The organism is Spirulina subsalsa PCC 9445, assembly GCF_000314005.1.
GTDB classification, from domain to species: domain Bacteria; phylum Cyanobacteriota; class Cyanobacteriia; order Cyanobacteriales; family Spirulinaceae; genus Spirulina_A; species Spirulina_A subsalsa.
In genome coordinates this window covers 2,394,190-2,416,388 of sequence record NZ_JH980292.1, presented here as the reverse complement: position 1 = coordinate 2,416,388, position 22,199 = coordinate 2,394,190, and the positions used below count along the sequence as shown (strand labels likewise).

The 22,199-nt window shown below is 48.5% G+C and carries 22 protein-coding genes; 10 read left to right on the top strand and 12 right to left on the bottom strand.

Annotated elements, in window-relative coordinates:
* Nucleotides 1-25: 25 nt before the first annotated feature.
* The 3 genes from yhdJ to SPI9445_RS0111235 form a co-directional block, all read right to left on the bottom strand.
* Entirely contained in the window at nucleotides 26-904 is an 879-nt protein-coding gene (gene yhdJ, locus SPI9445_RS0111245; RefSeq protein WP_017304849.1) for an adenine-specific DNA-methyltransferase, read from the bottom strand.
* A 159-nt stretch (nucleotides 905-1,063) separates the two neighbouring features.
* A complete protein-coding gene (locus SPI9445_RS0111240) occupies nucleotides 1,064-2,671 on the bottom strand; it encodes a 2-isopropylmalate synthase (protein ID WP_017304848.1) in 1,608 nt (535 codons plus the stop codon).
* A 635-nt stretch (nucleotides 2,672-3,306) separates the two neighbouring features.
* Nucleotides 3,307-3,930, bottom strand: a complete 624-nt coding sequence (locus SPI9445_RS0111235; protein ID WP_017304847.1) for a class I SAM-dependent methyltransferase — start codon at nucleotides 3,928-3,930, stop codon at nucleotides 3,307-3,309.
* Nucleotides 3,931-4,013: 83 nt separating this feature from the next.
* On the opposite strand from SPI9445_RS0111235, the gene hemH reads away from it, so the two are divergent.
* The 5 genes from hemH to glgB all read left to right on the top strand — a co-directional run bounded on the left by hemH (nucleotide 4,014) and on the right by glgB (nucleotide 9,958).
* Nucleotides 4,014-5,177: a ferrochelatase gene (hemH, locus tag SPI9445_RS0111230; protein WP_017304846.1), complete on the top strand. Its 1,164-nt coding sequence runs from the start codon at nucleotides 4,014-4,016 to the stop codon at nucleotides 5,175-5,177.
* A 9-nt stretch (nucleotides 5,178-5,186) separates the two neighbouring features.
* Nucleotides 5,187-6,179, top strand: coding sequence for a tRNA dihydrouridine(20/20a) synthase DusA (dusA, locus tag SPI9445_RS0111225; RefSeq protein ID WP_017304845.1), 993 nt, complete (start codon nucleotides 5,187-5,189; stop codon nucleotides 6,177-6,179).
* Nucleotides 6,180-6,397: 218 nt separating this feature from the next.
* On the top strand, nucleotides 6,398-6,637 hold the full coding sequence (locus SPI9445_RS0111220) for a 2Fe-2S iron-sulfur cluster-binding protein (RefSeq protein WP_026079710.1): 240 nt from the start codon (nucleotides 6,398-6,400) through the stop codon (nucleotides 6,635-6,637).
* Nucleotides 6,631-7,455 (top strand): DUF6816 family protein, encoded by an 825-nt coding sequence (locus SPI9445_RS0111215; protein ID WP_017304843.1) that lies wholly within the window; start codon nucleotides 6,631-6,633, stop codon nucleotides 7,453-7,455. Before SPI9445_RS0111220 ends, SPI9445_RS0111215 begins: the two co-directional genes overlap by 7 nt.
* 229 nt (nucleotides 7,456-7,684) lie before the next feature.
* Entirely contained in the window at nucleotides 7,685-9,958 is a 2,274-nt protein-coding gene (glgB, locus tag SPI9445_RS0111210) for a 1,4-alpha-glucan branching enzyme (protein WP_017304842.1), read from the top strand.
* 133 nt (nucleotides 9,959-10,091) lie between these two features.
* Here glgB and SPI9445_RS0111205 read toward each other — a convergent pair whose 3' ends face one another.
* Together SPI9445_RS0111205 and def are read right to left on the bottom strand one after the other, a co-directional pair.
* Nucleotides 10,092-10,292 (bottom strand): hypothetical protein, encoded by a 201-nt coding sequence (locus SPI9445_RS0111205; RefSeq protein WP_026079709.1) that lies wholly within the window; start codon nucleotides 10,290-10,292, stop codon nucleotides 10,092-10,094.
* A 26-nt stretch (nucleotides 10,293-10,318) separates the two neighbouring features.
* Nucleotides 10,319-10,879 (bottom strand): peptide deformylase, encoded by a 561-nt coding sequence (gene def / locus SPI9445_RS0111200; RefSeq protein WP_017304840.1) that lies wholly within the window; start codon nucleotides 10,877-10,879, stop codon nucleotides 10,319-10,321.
* A gap of 152 nt (nucleotides 10,880-11,031) precedes the next feature.
* Between def and SPI9445_RS0111195 the strand changes: the two genes are divergently transcribed.
* The 4 genes from SPI9445_RS0111195 to SPI9445_RS0111180 all read left to right on the top strand — a co-directional run bounded on the left by SPI9445_RS0111195 (nucleotide 11,032) and on the right by SPI9445_RS0111180 (nucleotide 15,645).
* Nucleotides 11,032-11,934, top strand: a complete 903-nt coding sequence (locus SPI9445_RS0111195; protein WP_026079708.1) for a cell division protein FtsX — start codon at nucleotides 11,032-11,034, stop codon at nucleotides 11,932-11,934.
* A 110-nt stretch (nucleotides 11,935-12,044) separates the two neighbouring features.
* Nucleotides 12,045-13,037: an arsenosugar biosynthesis radical SAM (seleno)protein ArsS gene (gene arsS, locus SPI9445_RS0111190; protein WP_017304838.1), complete on the top strand. Its 993-nt coding sequence runs from the start codon at nucleotides 12,045-12,047 to the stop codon at nucleotides 13,035-13,037.
* Between the two features lie 209 nt (nucleotides 13,038-13,246).
* Complete coding sequence (locus SPI9445_RS0111185) at nucleotides 13,247-14,182, top strand: UDP-glucuronic acid decarboxylase family protein (RefSeq protein WP_017304837.1); 936 nt, start codon at nucleotides 13,247-13,249, stop codon at nucleotides 14,180-14,182.
* Between the two features lie 77 nt (nucleotides 14,183-14,259).
* On the top strand, nucleotides 14,260-15,645 hold the full coding sequence (locus tag SPI9445_RS0111180) for a UDP-glucose dehydrogenase family protein (RefSeq protein WP_017304836.1): 1,386 nt from the start codon (nucleotides 14,260-14,262) through the stop codon (nucleotides 15,643-15,645).
* 96 nt (nucleotides 15,646-15,741) lie between these two features.
* Here the strand turns inward: SPI9445_RS0111180 and SPI9445_RS0111175 are convergent, their stop codons facing one another.
* The 7 genes from SPI9445_RS0111175 to SPI9445_RS0111140 all read right to left on the bottom strand — a co-directional run bounded on the left by SPI9445_RS0111175 (nucleotide 15,742) and on the right by SPI9445_RS0111140 (nucleotide 21,891).
* A complete protein-coding gene (locus SPI9445_RS0111175) occupies nucleotides 15,742-16,779 on the bottom strand; it encodes a cysteine hydrolase family protein (protein WP_017304835.1) in 1,038 nt (345 codons plus the stop codon).
* A gap of 452 nt (nucleotides 16,780-17,231) precedes the next feature.
* A complete protein-coding gene (locus tag SPI9445_RS0111165) occupies nucleotides 17,232-17,432 on the bottom strand; it encodes a hypothetical protein (RefSeq protein WP_017304833.1) in 201 nt (66 codons plus the stop codon).
* A gap of 391 nt (nucleotides 17,433-17,823) precedes the next feature.
* On the bottom strand, nucleotides 17,824-19,401 hold the full coding sequence (lnt, locus tag SPI9445_RS0111160) for an apolipoprotein N-acyltransferase (RefSeq protein WP_017304832.1): 1,578 nt from the start codon (nucleotides 19,399-19,401) through the stop codon (nucleotides 17,824-17,826).
* Nucleotides 19,401-19,814, bottom strand: coding sequence for a ribbon-helix-helix domain-containing protein (locus tag SPI9445_RS0111155; RefSeq protein WP_017304831.1), 414 nt, complete (start codon nucleotides 19,812-19,814; stop codon nucleotides 19,401-19,403). The genes lnt and SPI9445_RS0111155 overlap by 1 nt, the downstream gene beginning before the upstream one ends.
* Before the next feature lie 94 nt (nucleotides 19,815-19,908).
* Nucleotides 19,909-20,460 carry a Uma2 family endonuclease gene (locus SPI9445_RS0111150; RefSeq protein WP_017304830.1) on the bottom strand — a complete coding sequence of 184 codons (552 nt, stop codon included), beginning with the start codon at nucleotides 20,458-20,460 and terminating at the stop codon, nucleotides 19,909-19,911.
* Nucleotides 20,461-20,493: 33 nt separating this feature from the next.
* Nucleotides 20,494-21,345, bottom strand: a complete 852-nt coding sequence (locus SPI9445_RS0111145; RefSeq protein WP_017304829.1) for a Uma2 family endonuclease — start codon at nucleotides 21,343-21,345, stop codon at nucleotides 20,494-20,496.
* 69 nt (nucleotides 21,346-21,414) lie between these two features.
* Nucleotides 21,415-21,891, bottom strand: a complete 477-nt coding sequence (locus tag SPI9445_RS0111140) for an SAM-dependent methyltransferase (protein ID WP_017304828.1) — start codon at nucleotides 21,889-21,891, stop codon at nucleotides 21,415-21,417.
* A 157-nt stretch (nucleotides 21,892-22,048) separates the two neighbouring features.
* On the opposite strand from SPI9445_RS0111140, the gene SPI9445_RS0111135 reads away from it, so the two are divergent.
* Nucleotides 22,049-22,186, top strand: a complete 138-nt coding sequence (locus SPI9445_RS0111135; RefSeq protein ID WP_026079707.1) for a photosystem II reaction center protein K — start codon at nucleotides 22,049-22,051, stop codon at nucleotides 22,184-22,186.
* Nucleotides 22,187-22,199 lie beyond the last annotated feature (13 nt).

The following is a 22,199-nucleotide window of genomic DNA, read 5'->3' as shown; positions in this document are numbered from 1 at the left end:
AATAATTTCAGCAGTAAAATCATGCTTAAGAATTGACAATACTACGATCTCCTACATTATTTTTCTGCTTTACACCGCGACCATTTTTGATTTTGGTATTTTTAGGGATAACTTCTAACGTTTCTCCTAAATATTCCCTCATGTTTAACACGCGACGTAATCCAATTTTGACATACTCCAATTGTGACTCAATACTAATACTTTTCCGCTTTGTATTCCTAGCCACTGCTGCCGTTGTAAATGTTCCTGAGAAAGGATCTAGTATTATATCCCCTTCATTACTGCTGGCACGAATAATCCGCTCTAACAAAGCTTCTGGCTTTTGCGATGGATGGTTTTCATACTCATTCATGCGATATCGAACTCTCGGAAATTCCCAAACATTTCCCGGCACTTTTTGCGTATTATAAGGCTTAGGAACTTTGCCCCTATAGTCAATTAATTTTCGTTGTGCGCCCGTCTTAGCCTCAACTAAAATATCTTCTGCATTAAAACAATAGGCTTTAGCGTCTTTCACACAATATAAAATCGGCTCATATCTTGAACCAAAATGTTTTTTAGCCTGAACACCTGAGCTATCGTATGACCAGATAATACGACTTAGAATCTCCAGTCTTTCTCGTACATACAAATCAAGGTAGGGCATGGCTTGAGTGCTACTCATTAAATACAATGTCCCTGTAGGTTTTAGGACTCGTATGCACTCATCAATCCACTGATAAGACCATTGGGCGTATTCCTGATCTGATGACCACTTATCATGAAAATCTCCGAACTTCTTACCAATGTTGTAAGGAGGGTCAACAAATACCAAATCTATAGATTCATCTGATATTTCCTTCCGCAATATTTCAAGCGCATCACCATGATAAATGGTATGGTCATCTTTTTGGTATTTTGACATTTCTCTTTCATCAAAGAGTAGCAAGCTGAAATTTTGCTCAAACGGGCAGAAAACAACTATAACCTATTACTAAGCCAAAGGTATTGTAACAGATAGGGGCGAAAACTTTTCGCCCCTACTTGCTAATAATCAACCAATAATTAATGGTCAATTCCCCATTTAATGGGTAGCTACCGTTTGCTGAGGATGCACCCGTTTCCCCTGTTCTAACGCCGCATACAGACGATTTAAGGCGCTCACATAGGCACGAGTGGAAGCCACAATGATATCGGTATTGGCCGCATGACCGGAATAGGTTTTCCCTTCATGACGTAAGCGAATTGTTACCTCTCCCATGGCATCAATGCCTTCTGTCACCGATTTAACGGAATATTCGATGAGTTCGTTGGGAATATTCACCACCCGGTTAATCGCCTTATAGACCGCATCCACTGGACCGGTACCAATGGCCGCGTCGGTTAATTCGGTGCCGTCGGGAGTGCGCAACACCACCGTAGCCGTGGGACGGGCATGATCTCCACAGGACACTTGAACTAATTCTAAGTGGAAGAGTTCGGGGACTTGCTGCATTTCGTCGTTAACGATGGCCTCTAAGTCTAAGTCGCTGATTACTTTTTTCTTGTCGGCGACTTCTTTAAAGCGCAAGAAGGCTTTATTTAACTCAGTTTCGGATAAATCATAACCCAACGTTTGCAGGCGATCGCGAAACGCATGACGGCCGGAGTGTTTCCCTAGAATAATCTGGTTTTTGGTCAATCCAATAGACTGCGCATCCATGATTTCATAGGTCAGGCGATGTTTTAACACCCCATCCTGATGAATCCCCGATTCATGAGCAAAAGCATTGGTTCCCACAATGGCTTTATTGGGTTGTACCATCATCCCTGTGAGATTAGACACCAAGCGGGAGGTTTTATAGATTTGGGTGGTGTCAATATTGCACAAAGGCGCATCAGACTCCCGAGGACGACCAAGGAAGGGATTGTAGTATTGACGACGGACATAAAGCGCCATCACCAATTCTTCCAGCGCCGCATTTCCAGCCCGTTCTCCAATGCCGTTAATGGTACATTCTAACTGTCTTGCCCCATTTTGAACCGCTTCGAGGAAGTTCGCCACAGCCAACCCTAAATCATTGTGACCATGAACCGAAATAATGGCCTGGTCAATATTGGGGACATTTTCTTTAATGCCGCGAATCAAAGCGCCGAATTCTCGGGGGGTTGTATAGCCCACGGTGTCGGGAATATTAACCGTTGTAGCTCCGGCTGCGATCGCCGTTTGTAACACCTCATACAAAAATTCCGGGTCACTGCGTCCGGCATCTTCCGGGGAAAACTCCACATCCGGGGTGAGGGATTTGGCATATCCCACCATCTCCGGAATAATCTCCAACACCTCTTTACGGCTTTTTTTCAGCTTATACTCTAGGTGAATATCCGAAGTCGCAATAAAAGTGTGAATGCGCCATTTCGCCGCAGGTTTGAGCGCTTCGGCCGCTTGGCGGATGTCTTCGTGCGTTGCACGGGCTAAACCACAAATCACGGGCCCCTCTTCGGTGCCCACAGTCGCCGCGATTTTTTGCACCGCTTCAAAATCCCCGGCGCTGGCCCGAGGAAAACCCGCTTCAATAACATCGACACCCAGTTTAGCTAGGGAACGAGCAATGGTCAGTTTTTCATCGACATTCAGGGTAGCACCGGGGGACTGTTCCCCATCACGCAGCGTGGTGTCAAAAATTATGATGCGGTCTTGCTCGGTATTCATAGGCCATCAATCAAAATGAATAAACGGAAAAGTTGTGTCTGTTGTTCGATTAACTGTTTTGCTCGTCTTCAGGGTGTGAGGACGTTTTGACGCTGCACCATTAACCCCTAGAGTCTTAATTCCTAGGGTCTTGATTCCTAGGTAGATTCCCCCTAAGCCGTCTTACAATGCCTTCACGTCACTTAAAGTCTCCTCATGCCTTCCGGCGACTAGCCTATATTGTAGCAAAAGCGAGAAAAAGCAGGAGTTTAGTTACCTACATCCTCCCAATGTTGGGTTACACTTCGTTCCACCCAACCTACAAACCAACCCCCCGTAGGTTAGGCATAGGAAAAGCGCAACCCAACACGCCCGAAAACCCGGTGTCTGGATGGCTCCTGTGGGGATTCTAGACCCAAAAACCCTTAGAATCGAAAAGGATCAGTAAACCGGAATCAGATCGTTTTCCACTTGATCTAGAGCCTCAACAAGACAGGAGCAAGATGACGAATATTATTGAAGATGATAGTGTGCTGCGACCCCGAACAATGTCCAACTTGATGAAGTGCAGGACTTTTACCGTTGGAGAATTAAACCACAAAAAAGAACGCTAGCTGTAGGTTGGGTGAAGCGACAGCGCAACCCAACAATTCACCCTAAACATAACTCTGAATGACTTGTAAACTCCCCCCAGCGTGTAGCGTGCGATCGCATTTACGAAATCCCACCTGCTTTAACTCCCCTACCAAGTCCGTTTTCAGCAATTGCCAAGCCGTTTCCGTTTCAAATAAGCCCAAAAACAACGCCACACCGGGGAAAAATAACGGATTTGTCGGTTGGTGAAAATCTACCAACGTAAACACCCCGTTAGGCTTCAGAACGCGGTACACTTCCCCTAAAATCGCCCGCAATTGCTCCGGTTTCATCTCATGGAGGGCGGCGCTAGTATGTACCACATCAAAGGTCTGATCCTCAAAAGGCATCCGTTCCGCAAAGGCTTCCACATACTGCGCTTGGGGAACTCGTTGACTCGCCCGTTTAATTGCATTGGGGGAAGCATCCAATCCCGTCACCTGATCGGAAAAACGCACTAAATATTCCGTCACCGGCCCCGCCCCACAACAGAGATCCAATACTTTTGTATTCTTCTCTAGGGTTAAACCTTGGAGCGCCAACTGTCGAAAGCGAGTTTCTCCCCCCACGGCGATCGCAGCCAGCCATGAAATACTGTCATAAAGCCACTGATAGCGATAACTCCAGTCCCTGAGAATTGTAGCCACTAGCAAAACCCCCGTTGTTTTAACCGAATTAATTGTTAAACTAAGTTAAAGAATCTGAACAATTTAGAAACTATTAAAGCACTATGGGTCGCGTAGGAGTATTATTACTCAATCTGGGGGGACCAGACAGCCTAGAGGATGTTCGTCCTTTTTTATTTAATCTTTTTGCTGATCCCGAAATTATTCGTATTCCCTTCCCTTGGCTGCAAAAGCCTTTAGCTTGGCTGATTTCCACCCGCCGCGCTAAAACATCCCAAAACAATTACCGCCAAATTGGGGGAGGTTCTCCTCTGCGTCAGATTACCGAAGCGCAAGCGGAAGTCCTCGAAACAGCACTTCAGAAGGAACTCGATCAAGTCTCCGTCTATGTGGGGATGCGTTATTGGCACCCCTTCACCGAAGAAGCGATCGCCCGCATCAAACAAGATGGCGTGGAAAAATTGGTTATTCTCCCCCTGTATCCCCAATTTTCCATTAGTACCAGTGGCTCCTCCTTCCGTCTCCTAGAACGTCTCTGGCAACAAGACCCAAGCCTAGAAAACCTACAATATACCGTTATTCCCTCCTGGTACCAACACCCCAACTATCTCCGCGCTATGGCGGATTTAATTGCGGGGGAATTAGATAAATTTGAACATCCCGATCAAGTTCATGTCTTCTTCAGCGCCCACGGCGTACCCTTAAGCTACGTCGCCGAAGCCGGGGACCCCTACCAACGGGAAATAGAAGACTGTACCCGCTTAATTATGCGCACCTTAAACCGTCCCAATCCCCACACCCTCGCCTATCAAAGCCGTGTCGGTCCGGTGGAGTGGCTCAAACCCTATACTGAGGACGCTTTACAGGAACTCGGACAGCAAGGGATACAGGAAATTGTCGTCGTTCCCATTAGTTTTGTCTCCGAACACATCGAAACCCTACAAGAAATTGATATTGAATATCGAGAAATTGCCGAGGAAGCGGGAATCCACCACTTTGGACGAGTTCCAGCCCTCAATACCCATCCCCTCTTTATTCAGTCTTTGAAAGAGTTAGTCATTGAAAGTTTACACAGCACCCCAAAACAGTTCGCCGAAGTCACGCACCTAGAAAAAGGGGTCAAAATGTACCCCCAAGAACGTTGGGAATGGGGCCTCACCACCACCGCCGAAGTCTGGAACGGACGCTTGGCCATGTTGGGCTTTTTAGCCCTGTTGTTAGAATTAATTAGTGGCAATGGTCCGTTACATTTCGTTGGTTTACTTTAAACCTAGCCCATGTTGCTTTCCCCAGTCCCCCAAACGCGCCTAGAACACCCGGTCAGTGTTGCTCCCATGATGGAACGCACTGACCGCCATTTCCGTTATTTTATGCGCCAAATTACGCGCCATACCTTGCTCTATACGGAAATGATCACCACCCAGGCGATTCTGCACGGGGACAAGGGGAAACTGTTAGATTTCTCGCCGGAAGAACATCCCCTCGTGTTGCAGTTAGGGGGGGATCATCCCCAAGACCTCGCCACCTGCGCCCAAATTGCCCAAGATTGGGGCTATGATGGCGTGAATCTCAATGTGGGATGTCCCAGTAGTCGGGTGCAAGATGGCAATTTTGGGGCCTGTTTGATGTTGCAACCGGAAAAAGTCGCCCGCGCTGTAGCGGCCATGATTGAAGCCGTACAGATTCCGGTGTCTGTGAAACATCGGATTGGGGTGGATGAGTGCGATCGCTACCAAGACCTCCGCCGCTTTGTGCAAATCGTCTCCGAGGCTGGATGTCAACAGTTTAGCGTCCATGCTCGCAAAGCTTGGTTACAAGGTTTAAGCCCCAAAGAAAACCGGGAAGTCCCCCCCCTACAATACGAAACCGTTCACCGTTTAAAACAAGAATTCCCCCACCTGTTTATTGAAATTAACGGAGGCATCAAAACCCTAGCCGAAGTTCAAAGCCAACTGCAAGCCGTAGATGGTGTAATGATTGGACGCGCCGCCTACGACACCCCCTATTTATTTGCTAAAGTAGATCAGATGTTTTATGGACAACTAGACCCTTTCCCCTCCCGTTCGGAAATCGTGCAAAGGATGTTACCCTATTTGGCAACTTGGGTCAGACAAGGGGTTAAATTAAATAGCCTAATCCGTCCCATGTTACAACTCTTTGCCGGACAACCGGGAACCAAAGCTTGGAAACGTCATTTAAGCGAAAATGCCCACCTCCCCGGCGCTGGGGTGGATGTGGTAGAGGCCGCCCTAGCCAAAGTCCAACCTTAACAAGTTAGAAGTCAAAGCATCGGGAGTCGGGAGTCGGGAATCGGGAGTCGGGAGTCGGGAGTCGGGAGTCGGGAATCGGAAGTAATGTCATTGCGAGGTACGAAGCAATCTAGTCAGGAGTCAGGAGATTGCCTCTCCCCCTCCCCCCCTCCCCCCCTCTCCCCCTCTCCCCCTCCCCCCCTCTCCGTTCCCCGTTCCCTAATTTTCAATTGAGCAATATGAGTGTACAAGTCGAGTTTTTGCCCAACGGTGTTACAGTAGAAGCAGCAGTTGGAGAACCGATGCTGCAAGTAGCCAAGCGGGCGGGAATTACTATACCGACAGGGTGTTTAATGGGGTCGTGTCATGCCTGCGAGGTGGAGTTAGAAGATGGGACTCCCATTTGTGCTTGTATCACATCGATTCCGGCGGGTCAAAAACACCTGAAGATCAATCTTTACTCAGATCCGGCGTGGTGAAAATTTGCCTTTGTGTTGGTTTGTTGATTTTATTGTGGTTGTGCTGGGGAGATCGTGCCGTAGCGGGAGAATGGCGCGGTTCTCACGGAACGCTGCGCGATCGCATCAACCAATATCCCAATTGGTTAGGAAAACCCCCCGTCCAAACCGCCCAAGGAGACTTAATTTATCCCGACTGGATGGCCGGACTCTGGCAAGTTAATAGTCCCCTCACTGATTTAGTCGCCCCCCTCTCCCCCGAAATCGTCACCCCCGGATTTGAAGGCAATCGCAAATATCTCAACGAACCGATTTATTTCCGCGTGCGTTTTATTCCCCAAACCCCCAAAATTCCCGTCGCCCTCAATCTCACCCGTCCTCCCCTTCCCCTCTCCACCCAAGCCTCTCCTAATATTATTGCCGACCGTGCCTTTAATGGTTGGGAGATTGCCAAGGCTTATTTAGGCGATCGCGCCGTCCTCGCCGTTCACATTGATCCCGACAACCCCAACCGCCAAATTACCCAACTGCGAGGAGAACGAGAACTCATTTCCACCGTCACCGGACGCACAACCGAACACCCCTCCTCCCAAGAATTCGTCACCACAGAACTCACCAATCAAGTCTTCCGCACCAACTCCCAAGTCTATATCAACGACGTAGAAACCACCACCGCCTACAGCCTCCAACCCACCGGAGACATCCTCGCCACCCAAATCACCGCCATCTACCTCTCCCCCCAAGATCCCAACTACTTTGAAGCCCTAGGCCGTCCCGTCGCCCTCTATCGTTATGACCTGCACCTAGAACCCCTGCCCACCCAAGACGCTAAACAGTAGGCGAACTAGCCAGCGCTAACCGTTGGTACAGCCTGGTCTTCCGATGTCCTAGGCCGTTGCACAGTAGAGGAACTACGCGCCCAAAAACAATAAATCCCAGTTATTTCCGCCCGTTACGTTGTGTAAAGGAGGGAGTATGTCAAAATATATGGCATTACCAATGAGACTAACAAAATATGCCAGTCGTTAGTTGGTTGGAATAGGCACAGCTTATAGAGTGAAGTCAACGATGATAGCCCCTGAACAAGTTAACAAAATCGTTTGGAATCAGCACCATGACCCCTTTGAAGTGCTAGGCCCCCACCCTTTAGAGGAAAATGGTAAAGTCAAAAGTTGGATTGTTCGCGCTTACCTGCCTCAAGCGGAAAAAGCTTGGGTAATCTGTCCCACCAACCGGAAAGAATACCCCATGCAATCCGTGCATCATCCCAACTTCTTCGAGTGCAAAATTGAGGTCGATGAACTCGCCAACTATCAACTGCGCATTCGAGGAGAAGGGCATGATCGCGTCATGTATGACCCCTACGCCTTCCGTTCCCCCGTCCTGACTGATTTTGACCTCCATCTCTTCTCCGAAGGCAACCACCATCGGATCTATGAGAAAATGGGCGCCCACCCCATGGAAATGAACGGCGTTCAAGGGGTTTACTTCGCCGTTTGGGCTCCCAATGCCCGCAACGTTTCCGTCATTGGACAATTTAACGATTGGGATGGTCGTCAGCACCAAATGCGCAAACGGGAAAACGGCACCTGGGAACTCTTTATCCCGGAAGTCAAACCCGGCACCATCTATAAATACGAAGTCAAAAACTGGGAAGGACATATCTACGAAAAAGCCGATCCCTACGGTTTCCAGCATGAAGTCCGTCCCCAAACCGCCTCCATCGTCGCTGACCTCGACTCCTACCAATGGAACGATGAAGCCTGGATGGAAAAACGGCGCATGACCGAAACCCTCAAAGAACCCATCTCCGTCTACGAGGTGCATCTTGGCTCTTGGCTTCATCGTGCCTATGAAGAACCCGCCCGTTATCTACGGGGAGAAGGCGACCCCGTACAAGTCGCAGAACTGCGACCCGGTGCGCGTTTCCTGACCTACTACGAACTGGCAGAAGAACTGATTCCCTACGTTAAAGAACTCGGCTACACCCACATTGAACTCTTGCCTGTCGCCGAACACCCCTTTGATGGCTCTTGGGGCTATCAAGTCACAGGGTACTACGCCCCAACCTCCCGTTTCGGTTCCCCCGAAGACTTCATGTATTTTGTAGACCAATGTCACCAGAACGGCATTGGTGTTTTAATTGACTGGGTACCCGGTCACTTCCCCAAAGATGGTCACGGCCTCGCCTTCTTTGATGGCAGCCATCTTTACGAATACGCCGACCCGCGCATTGGAGAACACAAAGAATGGGGAACCCTCGTCTTTAACTATGCCCGGAACGAAGTTCGGAACTTCCTCGTAGCCAACGCCCTGTTCTGGTTTGATAAATACCACATCGACGGAATGCGCGTGGACGCGGTGGCCTCCATGCTCTACCTCGACTATTTCCGGGAAGAATGGCTTCCCAACGAATACGGCGGCCGGGAACACCTCGCCGCCCGTGATTTTATCTGTCAGGTGAACAGTGTTCTGTTTAGCTACTATCCGGGTATCCTTTCCATTGCTGAAGAGTCTACCGACTGGCCGATGGTATCCTGGCCGACCTATGTAGGCGGGTTAGGCTTTAACCTGAAATGGAACATGGGCTGGATGCACGATATGCTGGACTATTTCCACATGGACCCCTGGTTCCGGCAGTTCCATCAAAACAACGTCACCTTTAGTATGTGGTACAACCACAGCGAAAACTATATGTTGGCGTTGTCTCATGATGAAGTGGTTCACTGTAAGAGCAGTATGTTGGGTAAAATGCCCGGTGACGAGTGGCAAAAATATGCCAATGTCCGCGCCCTCTTTACCTATATGTTCTGTCACCCCGGCAAGAAAACCATGTTCATGAGCATGGAAATTGGTCAGTGGAATGAATGGAACGTCTGGGCGGATTTAGAATGGCATTTACTGCAATATGACGCTCACCAACAGTTGAAACACTTCTTCTCGTCCTTAAATGCCTTGTATAAGAGCCAGCCTGCTTTATACGAAAAAGACTATGAAGAGTCTGGGTTTGAGTGGATTGACTGTAGCGATAACCGCCATAGTGTGGTGTCCTTTATGCGTCGCAGTAAGGATGACAGTGACTGGTTAATCACTGTTTGTAACTTCACGCCCCAACCCCACAGCCACTATCGCGTTGGAGTCCCGGAACCCGGTTTCTACGCGGAGTTATTCAACAGTGACTCGGGAGAATTTGGCGGCAGTAATATGGGGAATTTAGGCGGTAAATGGTCGGAGGATTGGTCTTTCCATAACCGTCCTTATTCTCTGGATTTATGTCTGCCTCCTTTGGGTGTGTTAGTCCTGAAGTTAGACCGGGAGAAAAAGTTAGACTCGGTTGAATAGGTTCTAGATTTAGTTGAGTAGAAAAAGGGGTAAGGTTCAACCTTACCCCTTTCTATTGTTATCTGTCGGTTGGGTGCAGTGCCAGCGCAATCTAACGACTCACTTTTGATTGGAGAGTGAACAACAAGGCTGATTATTGATTTTGATTGGCTTTGGTGTCTTGTACCGCGACCCAGAAAAAGAGTGCGGTTAGGGGAATGCTGGCGATTAAAATGGCGGTGGTGGCGGCCACGCCATAGGTGGGGTGTCCGTAGGCTAGTTCAAAGATAGAACCTACGGCGGCGATCGCACAAATACAAGACCCCATCAAAAAAACGCCGCTTTTCGGTGTCATGCCCATGTTAATTTCTCTTCCCCTCACTAAATGGGACGAACAGCTTGCATTGAAAAATGGTGCTTGTTCAATGCTTCTGCTAAGACTAACCCATTTTGGACTCGATCCACGAACAAAACCCCTGTTAGGTGATCCATTTCGTGTTGAATCGCCCGAGAGAGCAATCCCTTGGCCTTCATCCGTTGGGGGCGACCTTGTTGATCTTTATAACTCACTTCAATCACTTGAGGCCGCACCACTTCTAAATACACCCCCGGAATACTCAAACACCCTTCTTCCGCCGTACAGAGTTCTGGACTAGCGCCGACAATTTGGGGATTAATGAGAACGAGGGGAGGGGTGGCGGCATTGTCAGGTTCACAGTCAATGACAATTAACTGTTTGTGAATCGCCACTTGGGGGGCCGCTAAACCAATGCCATCGGAACTATACATGGTTTGCAGCATTTCCCGCGCCGTTTGTCGTATTGTTTCATCGACCCGATTAATGCGTTTGGCGGGTTGACGTAAAACGCGATCGCCAAGATAGTGAATCTCTAAAGGGGGTTTTTTTAACTTTTTCTTTTCAACCAGAACAGCAGAAGTCATAGAATTATCAGACAGGGACAGTATTTTAAGAACTTCTCCGATCTTAACAGCTACTTCGCGAGAGAGGTCGGTTCAGTGGGAGCAATTGGCCTAAAATTTTGGTCATTTCTCGCCCTTGTCTTGTACGATTAGCCCATCGCGTTCCACCATTCATGTTGCAACTTCTCACGAAACTCCGTTATCTTTGCCGAGAAACCCTCTCGGGTCTAAAACGAGGGGGATGGATGAATTGGGCGGCCATTAGTACCGTCACCGTCTCGTTATTCCTGTTTGGTCTTTCCCTCCAAACCAGTTGGCAACTGGATGCCCTCCTAGCCCATTTTGGCAGTCAGTTAGAGATTTCGGTCTATCTTCAGCCCGATGTATCCGGTCAAGATGTGCTAGAACAAGTCCAAGCTCTTCCCACGGTGCAACAGGTGCGTGTGGTGTCGAAGGAGGAAGCTTGGCAGTCTCTACTCTACGAATTGCGCGTCTCAGACCCAGAACAGGCCACCCAACAATTAGAAGGAAATCCCTTAGTGGATGAATTAAAAGTGATGGCCTTTTCCCCCCAAGCCGTGCCGAATCTCGTCGAACGCTTAACGACATTACCTCAAGTGGATTATTGTGTCTATGTCAATGAAGCGCGAGAACAGTTTGAACAATTACAAGCGGGTCTAAGCTGGGTCAGCCTGTCTTTGATTAGTATTTTATCAATTACGGCGATCGCCGTTGTCACCACCACCCTCCACCTCATCGCCGTTGCTCGACGCAATGAACTAGAAATTATGCAACTGGTTGGAGCGACCAAAGTTTGGATCATAATCCCCTTTATTTGTCAAGGTATTTTATTCGGATTAGCCGGGGGGACTCTATCTCTCATCCTTATCACAACCTTAAGAACATTAATCGCTCAATTTCTCTTTACAGACCAAGAATTTTTACGGTTTCTCACCGAACAACTCACCCTGACCTCCCTACAAATGTCCATCCTCCCCCTCATTTTGTTAAGCTTAGGGGGCGGAATTGGCTTAATCAGTAGTTATCTCGCCCTCCGCCGTCTAGCACTACGCTAGAGTGAGTTCAGGAACAGTTTACTTTTCACTCAGAAAAAATTCAGATATTTTGGGTTTGTTAAAATAAGTTATCACCGTTTCTAATCCAGAAATTACAGACCGAAACCTCCATGATTCAATCTCTCAAAACCCTTACCCCCTTTCAGCAAAAACTCTGCTCGCCCCTGACAAAATCTACCATCACCGTTTTACAAATTAACCTCGGCAAACGCTGCAATTTAGCCTGTACTCATTGCCATGTGGAAGCAGGGCCTCAACGCACAGAAGAACTTAGCCCAGAAATTTGTCAACAACTCCTAGAACTCATTGCCCGCTTCCCCCAAATTCAAACCGTTGATTTAACCGGGGGCGCACCGGAAATGAACTATGGTTTTCGCCCTCTAGTGGAACAAGCAAGACGATATGAGAAAGAAATTATTGTACGGTCGAATTTAACAATTTTCTTTGAACCGGAATTTACAGACCTGCCAGAATATTTTGCGGAGAATCAGGTGCGAGTGGTGGCTTCTCTGCCTTGTTATTTAGAAGCCAATGTAGACGGGCAAAGGGGAGCAGGGGTTTATCAAAAGTCGATTGAGGCACTAAAACGCTTGAATGAACAAGGCTATGGCACTCATCCCAATCTGATCCTTGATTTAGTCTATAATCCTCCCCTACCCAAATCAAATCACTTTACATTACCCCCAGAACAAAAAAAGTTAGAACGGGATTACAAAGCCTATTTAAAGGAACATTTTGCTATTGACTTTAATCAGCTTTTGACTATTACCAACTTGCCGATTGGTCGCACAAAGCAATATTTAGAACGGCGTAAATTAGCCCCCGATTATGTGCAATTCTTAGAGGATAATTATAACCCAGACACTGTTAGCAATTTGATGTGTCGGAATGAATTGTCGATCGATTATTTGGGCAATATTTATGACTGTGACTTTAATCAGATGGAAAATTTACCTGCACGGGATAGCAACGGTCAAAAATTAACGGTTCAAAAGCTTCTCGAATTGAACAACCTAGACCTAATTAAAACGATTCAAACCGCCGCCTATTGTTATGGTTGTACAGCCGGATCTGGTTCCAGTTGTGGGGGGGCGTTATTGTAGGGCGAAGAATCAATCATCAATCAAGGGCTAAGGCTTTTCCCCTTGCCTTAGCTCTTCATCAATTATCTTGGAGTCTTGACCCTTGAGGACTGCTTCTTAGATTTCTCATCCATTCTTAACAAAAACTTTACATCGTTGTAGAGAATCTAAATAGTAGACCGGGGCAAAATTGCCTTAAGATTAAACTCAAAGTCCCAAAAATCAACCTTATGAGAATCCTTGTTACAGGTGGTGCTGGCTTTTTAGGATCCCACCTCATTGACCGTCTGATGGCAGCAGGTCATGAAGTCATTTGCTTGGACAATTTTTACACCGGGCGGAAACGGAATATCTTGCACTGGCTAGACAATCCCTATTTTGAGTTGGTGCGCCATGATATTACAGAACCGATTCGGTTAGAGGTAGATCAGATTTACCACTTAGCTTGTCCGGCCTCTCCAGTCCATTATCAATACAACCCCGTCAAGACGATTAAAACCAATGTCATGGGGACTTTGAATATGTTGGGACTGGCTAAACGGGTGAAAGCGCGCTTTTTCTTGGCTTCAACTTCGGAAGTGTACGGAGATCCCACAGTCCACCCCCAAACGGAGGACTATCGGGGGAATGTGAACTGTAACGGAATCCGGGCTTGTTATGATGAGGGGAAACGGGTAGCGGAAACCCTGACCTATGACTATCATCGGCAAAATGGGGTAGATGTGCGGGTGGTGCGGATTTTCAACACCTATGGCCCGCGAATGTTGCCCAATGATGGGCGGGTGGTGAGTAATTTTATTGTGCAGGCGCTACAGGGTAAACCTCTGACGGTGTATGGGGATGGTTCCCAAACTCGCAGTTTTTGTTATGTGTCGGATTTGATTGAAGGGTTTATCCGACTGATGAATAGTGATTATACGGATCCGGTGAATATCGGTAATCCGGGGGAGTATACCATTTTGGAGTTAGCCCAAGCGATTCAGGGCATGATTAATCCGGAGGCGGAATTGATTTATGAACCGTTGCCCCAAGATGATCCTAAACAACGTCAGCCGGATATTACTCGTGCTAAAAATTTATTGGGCTGGGAGCCGACGGTGCATCTACAAGAGGGCTTAAAACAGACGATTGATTATTTCCGCGATCGCCTAAACCAAGACCTTTAACCCAAAAACGAGCTTTCGCCCCACTTCTAGGGGACTCAACCTTACAAATCTACCCACTTTTTTTGAGGATTAATCTTATGCGCGTTTGTGTCATCGGTACGGGCTATGTCGGTTTAGTGACGGGAGTCTGTCTCTCTCAAATTGGCCATAATGTGATTTGTATAGATAACAATGAAGATAAAGTCAAACTCATGAAAGCGGGGCAAACCCCCATCTATGAACCCGGACTTTCGGAGTTAATGCAGTCCTGTATGGCGGCGGGTCGTTTGGAATTTACTGTAGATTTAGAGCGTGGGGTACAAAATAGCGATATTCTCTTTATCGCTGTGGGAACTCCCGCTTTACCGAATGGGGAAAGTGACACCCGCTATGTGGAAGCGGTAGCGCGGGGCATTGGAACCCATCTCAACGACGGTTATAAGGTGATTGTCAACAAGTCCACGGTTCCCATTGGGTCGGGGGACTGGGTGCGGATGATTGTTTTAGATGGGGTGGCTGAACGCCAGAAAACCCTTGTTGGCGCTGGGGGAGGTGGGGATGAAACCACGGAAATTACAGCCCAGTTTGATGTGGTGAGTAACCCGGAATTCCTGCGGGAAGGTTCGGCGGTTTATGATACATTTAACCCCGACCGCATTGTTTTGGGCAGTAATAGCCAAAAAGCCCTAGAAATGATGCAGGAACTCTATCAGCCTTTGGTAGACCGCAGCTTTGCTGAGGATAAGAGTTTACCCCCGGTTCCGGTGGTGTTAACGGATTTGAATTCAGCCGAGATGATTAAGTACGCGGCGAATTCCTTCCTGGCGACTAAGATTAGTTTTGTCAATGAGATTGCCAATATTTGCGATCGCGTCGGTGCCGATGTAACCCAAGTTGCCCAAGGCATTGGTTTAGACTCCCGCATTGGGACAAAATTCCTCCAAGCGGGGTTAGGTTGGGGGGGATCTTGTTTCCCCAAAGACGTTTCCGCCCTCATTCATACGGCCGACGACTACGGTTATGATGCCGAATTACTCAAAGCGGCCGTGAGTGTGAACCAACGGCAACGGCTGATTATCATTGAGAAACTGCAACATGAGTTAAAAATCCTCAAAGGAAAAGTCGTAGGACTCTTGGGGTTAACCTTTAAACCCGACACCGACGATATGCGCGACGCACCCGCTTTAGACTTAATTGAACAGTTGAACCGTTTGGGGGCGAAAGTGAAGGCCTACGACCCCATTGTGTCTCAATCTGGCATGAGTAGCGGGTTATCCCATGTAATTGTAGAAACTGACCCCGAACGCTTGGCTGATGGTTGTGATGCGCTAGTCTTGGTGACAGATTGGAAACAATTCGCCCATCTCGACTATGGGAAATTAGCCAGTTTAGTCAACACTAAAATCATCATCGACGGTCGGAATTATTTAGACCGCGAGGCCGCAGAAGCGGCTGGTTTCCGCTATGTCGGGATTGGTCATTAAGTCCTGAATGTTCCACGGTTTTGGATGTCAATAACCGGGTTTCCTCGACAGAAACCCGGTTTCAACCGTGAGGTCAGAAAATGGCTACAGGTATTTCTAAAACAAATAGAGAATTCCCGGCCAAGTCTCCAAGGGGGTAGTGGATTGGACTAGGTGCATCCCAGCCCCTGCAAACCGATTAAAGGCTTGATTCGCGGCCTCGGTGAAGTCTACCACCCCCGGCACCACGACGGGAGAGGTACAGTCTTCCAATAAATAGACCTTTTGAGCAAGTTTCGGGTCTTGGGCTTGAATTTCCGTCAATAGGTCATCAATCGTCCAAGCGACACAGTGACTCTTAGCTTGTCCGGCAATAATCACGGCATCGAATTCAAGTAGTCTTTGCATTAACGCCTTGTTTTTCTCGGCGATAGGTTGACCGTCGGCTCCCGTTAGGACTTCCGGCCGTAAGACTGAGTAATTTTCCGTGAGGGGATTTCCCCCTTTCAGTTCAAAATGGGTCTGACTCTGGCGGGCGATATTGTGGAAAAAACAGGCCTCTTCAATGGCGGCAACGAGGGCGTGACCAATGCCCCCTAACATGGAGTGATAGGGCCAAATGGTGAGGGGATATTTGCCATCGGCGGTGAGTTGTTGGACGTAGTGGCGGGCATAGCGTTCTAAGTCTAGGAGATTGTACCCCAGACTGGGGGCAATGGCGGGGTTGACTTGCCAGATCCCTTGTTCTAGGTCTGAGGGGGTGATCTGAGTGGCGGCGGGTGTGGGGTGTTCCCCCTGCTGATTCACCCAGAATACAGGGTGAAAAATCTGCATGGCGCTATGGGTGTCTAAGGTGGGGGTAATGTTGGTAATGATGCCTAAATTGCGATAAATAAAGGCAGAGAGGCGGGTATTATCTTCAATCGCCCCTCGACCGGAAGCCCCTCCGACAAATAGTTCAAAATCGGGTAAACAGAAGGTATTTTGTGCATCAATGATTAGTAAACAAATGCGGGTTTGATCGGTGTGAGCGGGGGTGATTTGATGGGCTTTCGCCCACTGTTGGGCTTCAAGGGCGCGTTGTTGGTAAGGGACGCGCCACACTTCGCCCACTGTTTGGGGGTTGAAGAAGGAGGGGATGGGATATTCTGGCATGGTGGCTCAGGGTTGGTGTGGAAATTGCCCTAAATTTTAACAAGATTGTCGAGAATTCCCCATCCCTTGGGGGAGTTTACTTCGCGGGGACTGTCAACCAAGCCAATAAAAAACCTCAGTGGGTCAACTGAGGTAAAGAGGTCTTAATGATGTTGAAACTCTGTCGGGAGTTATCGTCTTGTTCTATAAATATGATGCTAAAAATAATCGGGTTTTACATTGATCTCTATCTCTATTGAGGCGTGAATTAACACACAGTTTTGTTGTGACCTGAAATAGAATTAAGCTGTGATAAGAATCACAGGGATTTTATATAATTAGAAAATTTAAGGGCTAAAGAAAAAACAAGGGCGTTTTATCCCTTGTTTTACTAGCAATATGTTTTCATAACTTCAGAACTAAGTTAACCTTGCTTGTCCTCCTAAAATGTGTCGAGCAAGGAAGAGGGGGGGTTAGGCGGCGAGGTGAATTCGTCCGCGTTGGTAGGCTCTCAGGAGGCGGTCTACGGCGCGTCTTTCTTCTTCGTCGAGTTCTTCGTTAGTGACGGCGGCGAGGAGGCCGTAGCGATCGCCTAATGTTAAAGTTTTGGTTTCTGCACTAGCGGCGAGGATTTCAGAGATGGCACCGGGGATAAGTTGAAGTTGGGGAAACATTGTTTTTAGGAGGTCTTGGTTTGCTATGTTCCTACTATCTCTTTTTTTCCCGGTTTCTCCAGTGATATGCTTCTGTCAAGGTTTGTAAACTTGATCAACGTCAGGAGTGATGCAGGTTTGGGGATTTCTGCGATCTAGATTAGGGTTTTAGGCGATCTGTGTCACTATTCCCTCGGGCTTGTTGGGGAACGGGGAGCAGGGGAGCAGGGGAGAATTATTCCCTATTACCTAGGGTCTGCTGAATAACACGCCTATGCTAGGCTCAACAAGGGAACAGGGAACTCTTAACAGGGAACAGATCATCTAAAACTGGCACAATTGCCTATTCCCGACTCCCGACTCCCGACTCCCGACTCCCGATTCCCCAACTCTCGGACTTATTCAGCAAGCCCTACCTATTCCCTATTCCCCATCTTCCCCCTTGAAACGCAACCATCAAAACTAATAACACTGGAGTTAACCAATCCCCCCAACGGACATAAAGGGTTTGAGTTTGCCGACGGTATAAGGTGCCGATGTAGGTTTCATAGCGGTTAATGCCGGAAATCCAGAGGGTGCGGCCGTGGGGATCAACCCAAGCGGAATATCCCGTATTGGTGGCACGGGCTGCCCAACGATCATTCTCAATGGCGCGCATTACGTCCTGGGCGTGGTGCTGGGCGGGCATGACTTCGCTGTAATGGGCGTTGTTGGAGGCGGTGAGGATGAATTCTCCCCCTTGTCGCGTTTGGCGGCGGAAATGGTCAGCAAAGGCGGATTCGTAGCAAATACCGACAATGGCTTGACCGAAAGGAGTCTGGACAATTTGATCGGGTTCCCCAAAGGCTAAATGAGCGTCGAGGGGGGAAAGACGGTTGATAAAGGGACTTAAGAGGGACTCAAAGGGGATATATTCACCCAGGGGGACTAATTTCACTTTGTCGTAGCGGTGTAAGATTTCTCCTGTGCCGCTGAGGGTGAATAGGCTGTTGGTGAGGCGATCGCCGTTTTGACCAAATCCCCCCATCCACACTAACACCCCTTGGTTTAAGACCGCTTGATAAAAGGAACGAGTCTGGCGAAAGGACTCATTCCAAATAAAGGGTAAGGCCGTTTCTGGGGTTAACACCGCGTCCACCCCCTGACGAGTTAAATCTAAATAGCCTTGGGTGTAGCCTTCAATGGCCTTTTGCCAGCCCGCCGGATAGAGTTTAATCTCGTTGGGAACATTGCCCTGAATAATGCCAAGGGTGAGCGGATTTTGGTTATTCAGAGGGCGACTGTAAAGCGTCAATCCTACCCCATGCAGCAACAGACAAGCACTGAGCGCCCAGCCCAAGGCTTGCCAACGACGAGAGAGTAAACCCTCGCCGAGGATTCCATTCACTAAAACAATGGCCGCCGTCACCATGCCCGATCCCGACAGTTGCCCCAGATGCAGGATCAATAGATTATGGGGGCTTTGGGTATAGGCTAAGGACGACCACCACAAATCCCCGGAACGCCAGAGCGCCTCTAAACCACACCAGAGGGCAATTCCGGTCAAAATACGGCTAAACGAGGCTAAACGGGGCAAAATTGCGGCAAATCGGCTCATTTTGGGGGAGGGATGCACCCGGTCTAACCACGCCATCCCGAAAGCCCAACTCCCCACAAGGGCAGCCCCCCAAGCGGTGATAAACAGCCAACAAAACAGGGCAATGAGCAAACTGGCCAACCAAGGGACTCCCATCCAAGTCATGGGGTGGATTCCGGTGATCCAAAATAGGGCTAAACCGTGATAACCACAGCCCCAAACCAGACCATAAAGGAGGGCTTGTCGGGGGGTTCCTCGCACCACCGCCCACCACAGGGGAGCAAGGGCAATCCAAGCGAAGGGAAAGGCTTCGAGGGGGGCGGGGGTGAAGCCCATTAATAAGCCCCCACAGAGAACCCAGCCTAAATCGCCTTTTAACGCTTGTCCCCATCGGGTAAATCTTTTGCGCCCCATTAACGATCCTCCCAAGGTGACAACCAAGGACAGAGTTCTAATAACTCTTGGGGACTTAAACCGATTTGTTGCGCCCGGGCATCTAGGGGGATGGAGGGAAGGCGACGATTGGAGGCTGGGGGGATTTGTTTGGGGGGGGAGATGGGTTCCGGGGGGAGGACATGAACAACGGTTTGTTGCTCTAAATCGTTCACTTTGTCGTTAAGGGAGGTGATTTTACCATTGAGTTTAGTGAGGGCCCTCGCTAGTTTTTCCAGTTTCTCGTCGGTGGATGATTTTTTAGTTTTGCCCAAAAACTGCGCGATCGCCATTTTCATCACATCATTCCGGGTGAGTCCGTGGCGTTGGGCAAAATCATCCACTTCCGCCAGCCAGTCCTCTGGCAACTTTACCCCAATGTTTTTTAAGGTCATGGATTTAGAACAAAGGTGAACAAGCATTCAGGACTATTTTAGAATCTCTGCCCCCGTCTTATACTGACATCCTCCCCTGCTCTCCTAACCCCCATTACAGGATGAGCAGTTGTGAAACAGGAATTTCGAGATGTGGGAAGGTCAGAGGGGAGATTGTTCCCTTAGTATAAGTTGCTGGCTGGCTGTATTGTCCGTTTACAGGCTGCTGCATCACAATGAGTTGCAGACTGTTGAGATCCACTACCCAATATTCTCCAATGCCTGCCTCGGCGTAAATAGCGGCTTTTGTGGTCAGGTCTTGATTCAGGCTGCTATAGGTAATTTCAATCAGCCAGAAAATATCCGAGGGGTAGGGATGGCGGGAGGAGTAGGTTCTCCCCAAGGGGCGTACAATAGCCAGATCGGGAATAGGTTCAGAATCGTTAGGGAGGGTGATGGGATGTGCTTCTCTGATTTTGGCCTGATCTCCTAAACAACGACGCAGGAAATCCCCTATCTCGCTGTTAACGTAGGCATGGGGTTCACGTTCTGGCGACATAACGATCAGTTCACCTTTTAACAGTTCAAGGGGCTGGTTGTTGAAGATTCCGGCGGTAACGGCTTGATGATAGTGGTCTAGAGTCCATTTATAGGGGGTTGCAATCATACTCTTTAAGGGTGAGTGGTAGGGCAAAAAGCCCTAATCTGGGGAGAGTTGCTCTGGGTCAATCCCAAGGGCTTGTAAACGGGCTTGCAGTTGCTGTAATGCCCGTTCGGCCTGTTCGGCCCGTTCTCGCTCTTGTTCGGCCCGTTCTCGCTCCTGTTCGGCACGTTCCCGTTCCTGTTCGGCCCGTTCCCGTTCCTGTTCGGCACGTTCTCGCTCTTGTTGCGCTAATTCCTCCCCTAACAGGATTAAATGACCCTGTGCATCATAAAAGCGTAACCAGGGGGCTGTTTCCTTTAAAATCTTTCCCTGCCAGAGTCCTAACCATAACCCTAATCTGGCACACCACAGATGGCCTTGTGGGTTGGGTAAAATGTCGTGATAGCTGCCATCTTCTCCTAAATGCCAACCTTGCAAGGATTGGGGGGTGAAAGGGTCATAAATGAAATAATCAGACGTTCTAAAGGTTTGTTCGTAGAGTTGTTTTTTCTCCCCTCTGTCTTGGCGTGCTGTGGAGGGAGACATTAACTCAACAATCACATCAGGATAACGTCCCGCTTCTTCCCAAACGACCCAGCCTTGACGTTCTCGGGTACTGTCTACATTTAAGGTGACAAAAAAATCAGGGCCTTTAAAGTCTCGGTTGCGGGCTTGTTCGCTACTGTAGTAAACGAACATATTCCCACCGACAAAATAATCCTCTCGTCCTCGATAAGCTTGGTGAACGGCTTCAATCAGGACGTTCATGGCGATGCGATGGCGATTACTTTCCAAGGGTTCTCCGTCGTCAAAAATTAAATCAGTGGGGGGAGGGGGAGGACTCCAAGCCTCAGATTCTTTGAATTCAAGGGTTTCTGGGGGTGAACTGATTTCGCGGGTGGTATCCATAGACGAAAGCGCTATTGTTCTCTCACTAGCTTAAAACAATTGTACCGAATTGGGCGGAGGGTGTGGGGGTTAAGTGATAACCCAGAGATAAACAGTAGATTCTTCTTCGGAGTGGGGGAGATGGATCACTTGATCGGGGGGCCAGTCGTCCATGTCGAATTGATGGGAGAGGATGCGATCGCCTTTTTGTAATTGTTGGAACAGTTGGGGGCGGAGTTTTAGGTTGAGGTGGGGGAGTAAATAGAGAATTACAACAGTGGCCTGGCGAAAATCTGTCTCGAATAAATCCTGTTGAATAAAAGTGACGCGATTCCCTACTCCGGCTTGGTTTGCGCGGGTTTGGGCTTGGGCAATGCGATCGCCATCTAGATCAATTCCCACCCCAGAACAACCATAGCGCTGGGCAGCCGTAATCAAAAAGCGCCCATCCCCACAGCCCAAATCATAAACCACATCTTCCCCCCTCAGTTGAGCCAGTTCTAGCATAACTTCCAGCGCATCATAGGGGGTGGGAATGTAGGCAATATCAGGTTTTCGTTTAGACATGGGGAATAGGAGATAGGCCGTCGCGAATAGACAATTATTATCACGTATCCTTCCCGCACAACCCTATCTCTCTTTTGGGATTGCCAAGACGGATCACGAGTTATGTTAAAATTCTTGTCAATTCTGAAAACGCTGTATTGGAAAGGTCAATTAATCAATGAACATAGCAATGCTGTTGGCTGAACTACCCGAAGCTTACCGGATTTTCGACCCCCTCGTGGATGTTCTCCCCCTGATTCCCTTGTTTTTCCTGTTACTCGCCTTTGTGTGGCAGGCTGCCGTGGGTTTCAAATAAACTCCACCCTGAA

Bases quoted from the DNA above. Each gene is read 5' to 3' on its own strand.
- yhdJ (WP_017304849.1), bottom strand. From the start codon at position 904: ATGTCAAAATACCAAAAAGATGACCATACCATTTATCATGGTGATGCG.
- SPI9445_RS0111240 (WP_017304848.1), bottom strand. From the start codon at position 2,671: ATGAATACCGAGCAAGACCGCATCATAATTTTTGACACCACGCTGCGT.
- hemH (WP_017304846.1), top strand. From the start codon at position 4,014: ATGGGTCGCGTAGGAGTATTATTACTCAATCTGGGGGGACCAGACAGC.
- dusA (WP_017304845.1), top strand. From the start codon at position 5,187: ATGTTGCTTTCCCCAGTCCCCCAAACGCGCCTAGAACACCCGGTCAGT.
- SPI9445_RS0111220 (WP_026079710.1), top strand. From the start codon at position 6,398: ATGAGTGTACAAGTCGAGTTTTTGCCCAACGGTGTTACAGTAGAAGCA.
- glgB (WP_017304842.1), top strand. From the start codon at position 7,685: ATGATAGCCCCTGAACAAGTTAACAAAATCGTTTGGAATCAGCACCAT.
- SPI9445_RS0111205 (WP_026079709.1), bottom strand. From the start codon at position 10,292: ATGACACCGAAAAGCGGCGTTTTTTTGATGGGGTCTTGTATTTGTGCG.
- def (WP_017304840.1), bottom strand. From the start codon at position 10,879: ATGACTTCTGCTGTTCTGGTTGAAAAGAAAAAGTTAAAAAAACCCCCT.
- SPI9445_RS0111195 (WP_026079708.1), top strand. From the start codon at position 11,032: ATGTTGCAACTTCTCACGAAACTCCGTTATCTTTGCCGAGAAACCCTC.
- arsS (WP_017304838.1), top strand. From the start codon at position 12,045: ATGATTCAATCTCTCAAAACCCTTACCCCCTTTCAGCAAAAACTCTGC.
- SPI9445_RS0111185 (WP_017304837.1), top strand. From the start codon at position 13,247: ATGAGAATCCTTGTTACAGGTGGTGCTGGCTTTTTAGGATCCCACCTC.
- SPI9445_RS0111180 (WP_017304836.1), top strand. From the start codon at position 14,260: ATGCGCGTTTGTGTCATCGGTACGGGCTATGTCGGTTTAGTGACGGGA.
- SPI9445_RS0111175 (WP_017304835.1), bottom strand. From the start codon at position 16,779: ATGCCAGAATATCCCATCCCCTCCTTCTTCAACCCCCAAACAGTGGGC.
- SPI9445_RS0111165 (WP_017304833.1), bottom strand. From the start codon at position 17,432: ATGTTTCCCCAACTTCAACTTATCCCCGGTGCCATCTCTGAAATCCTC.
- lnt (WP_017304832.1), bottom strand. From the start codon at position 19,401: ATGGGGCGCAAAAGATTTACCCGATGGGGACAAGCGTTAAAAGGCGAT.
- SPI9445_RS0111155 (WP_017304831.1), bottom strand. From the start codon at position 19,814: ATGACCTTAAAAAACATTGGGGTAAAGTTGCCAGAGGACTGGCTGGCG.
- SPI9445_RS0111150 (WP_017304830.1), bottom strand. From the start codon at position 20,460: ATGATTGCAACCCCCTATAAATGGACTCTAGACCACTATCATCAAGCC.
- SPI9445_RS0111145 (WP_017304829.1), bottom strand. From the start codon at position 21,345: ATGGATACCACCCGCGAAATCAGTTCACCCCCAGAAACCCTTGAATTC.
- SPI9445_RS0111140 (WP_017304828.1), bottom strand. From the start codon at position 21,891: ATGTCTAAACGAAAACCTGATATTGCCTACATTCCCACCCCCTATGAT.
- SPI9445_RS0111135 (WP_026079707.1), top strand. From the start codon at position 22,049: ATGAACATAGCAATGCTGTTGGCTGAACTACCCGAAGCTTACCGGATT.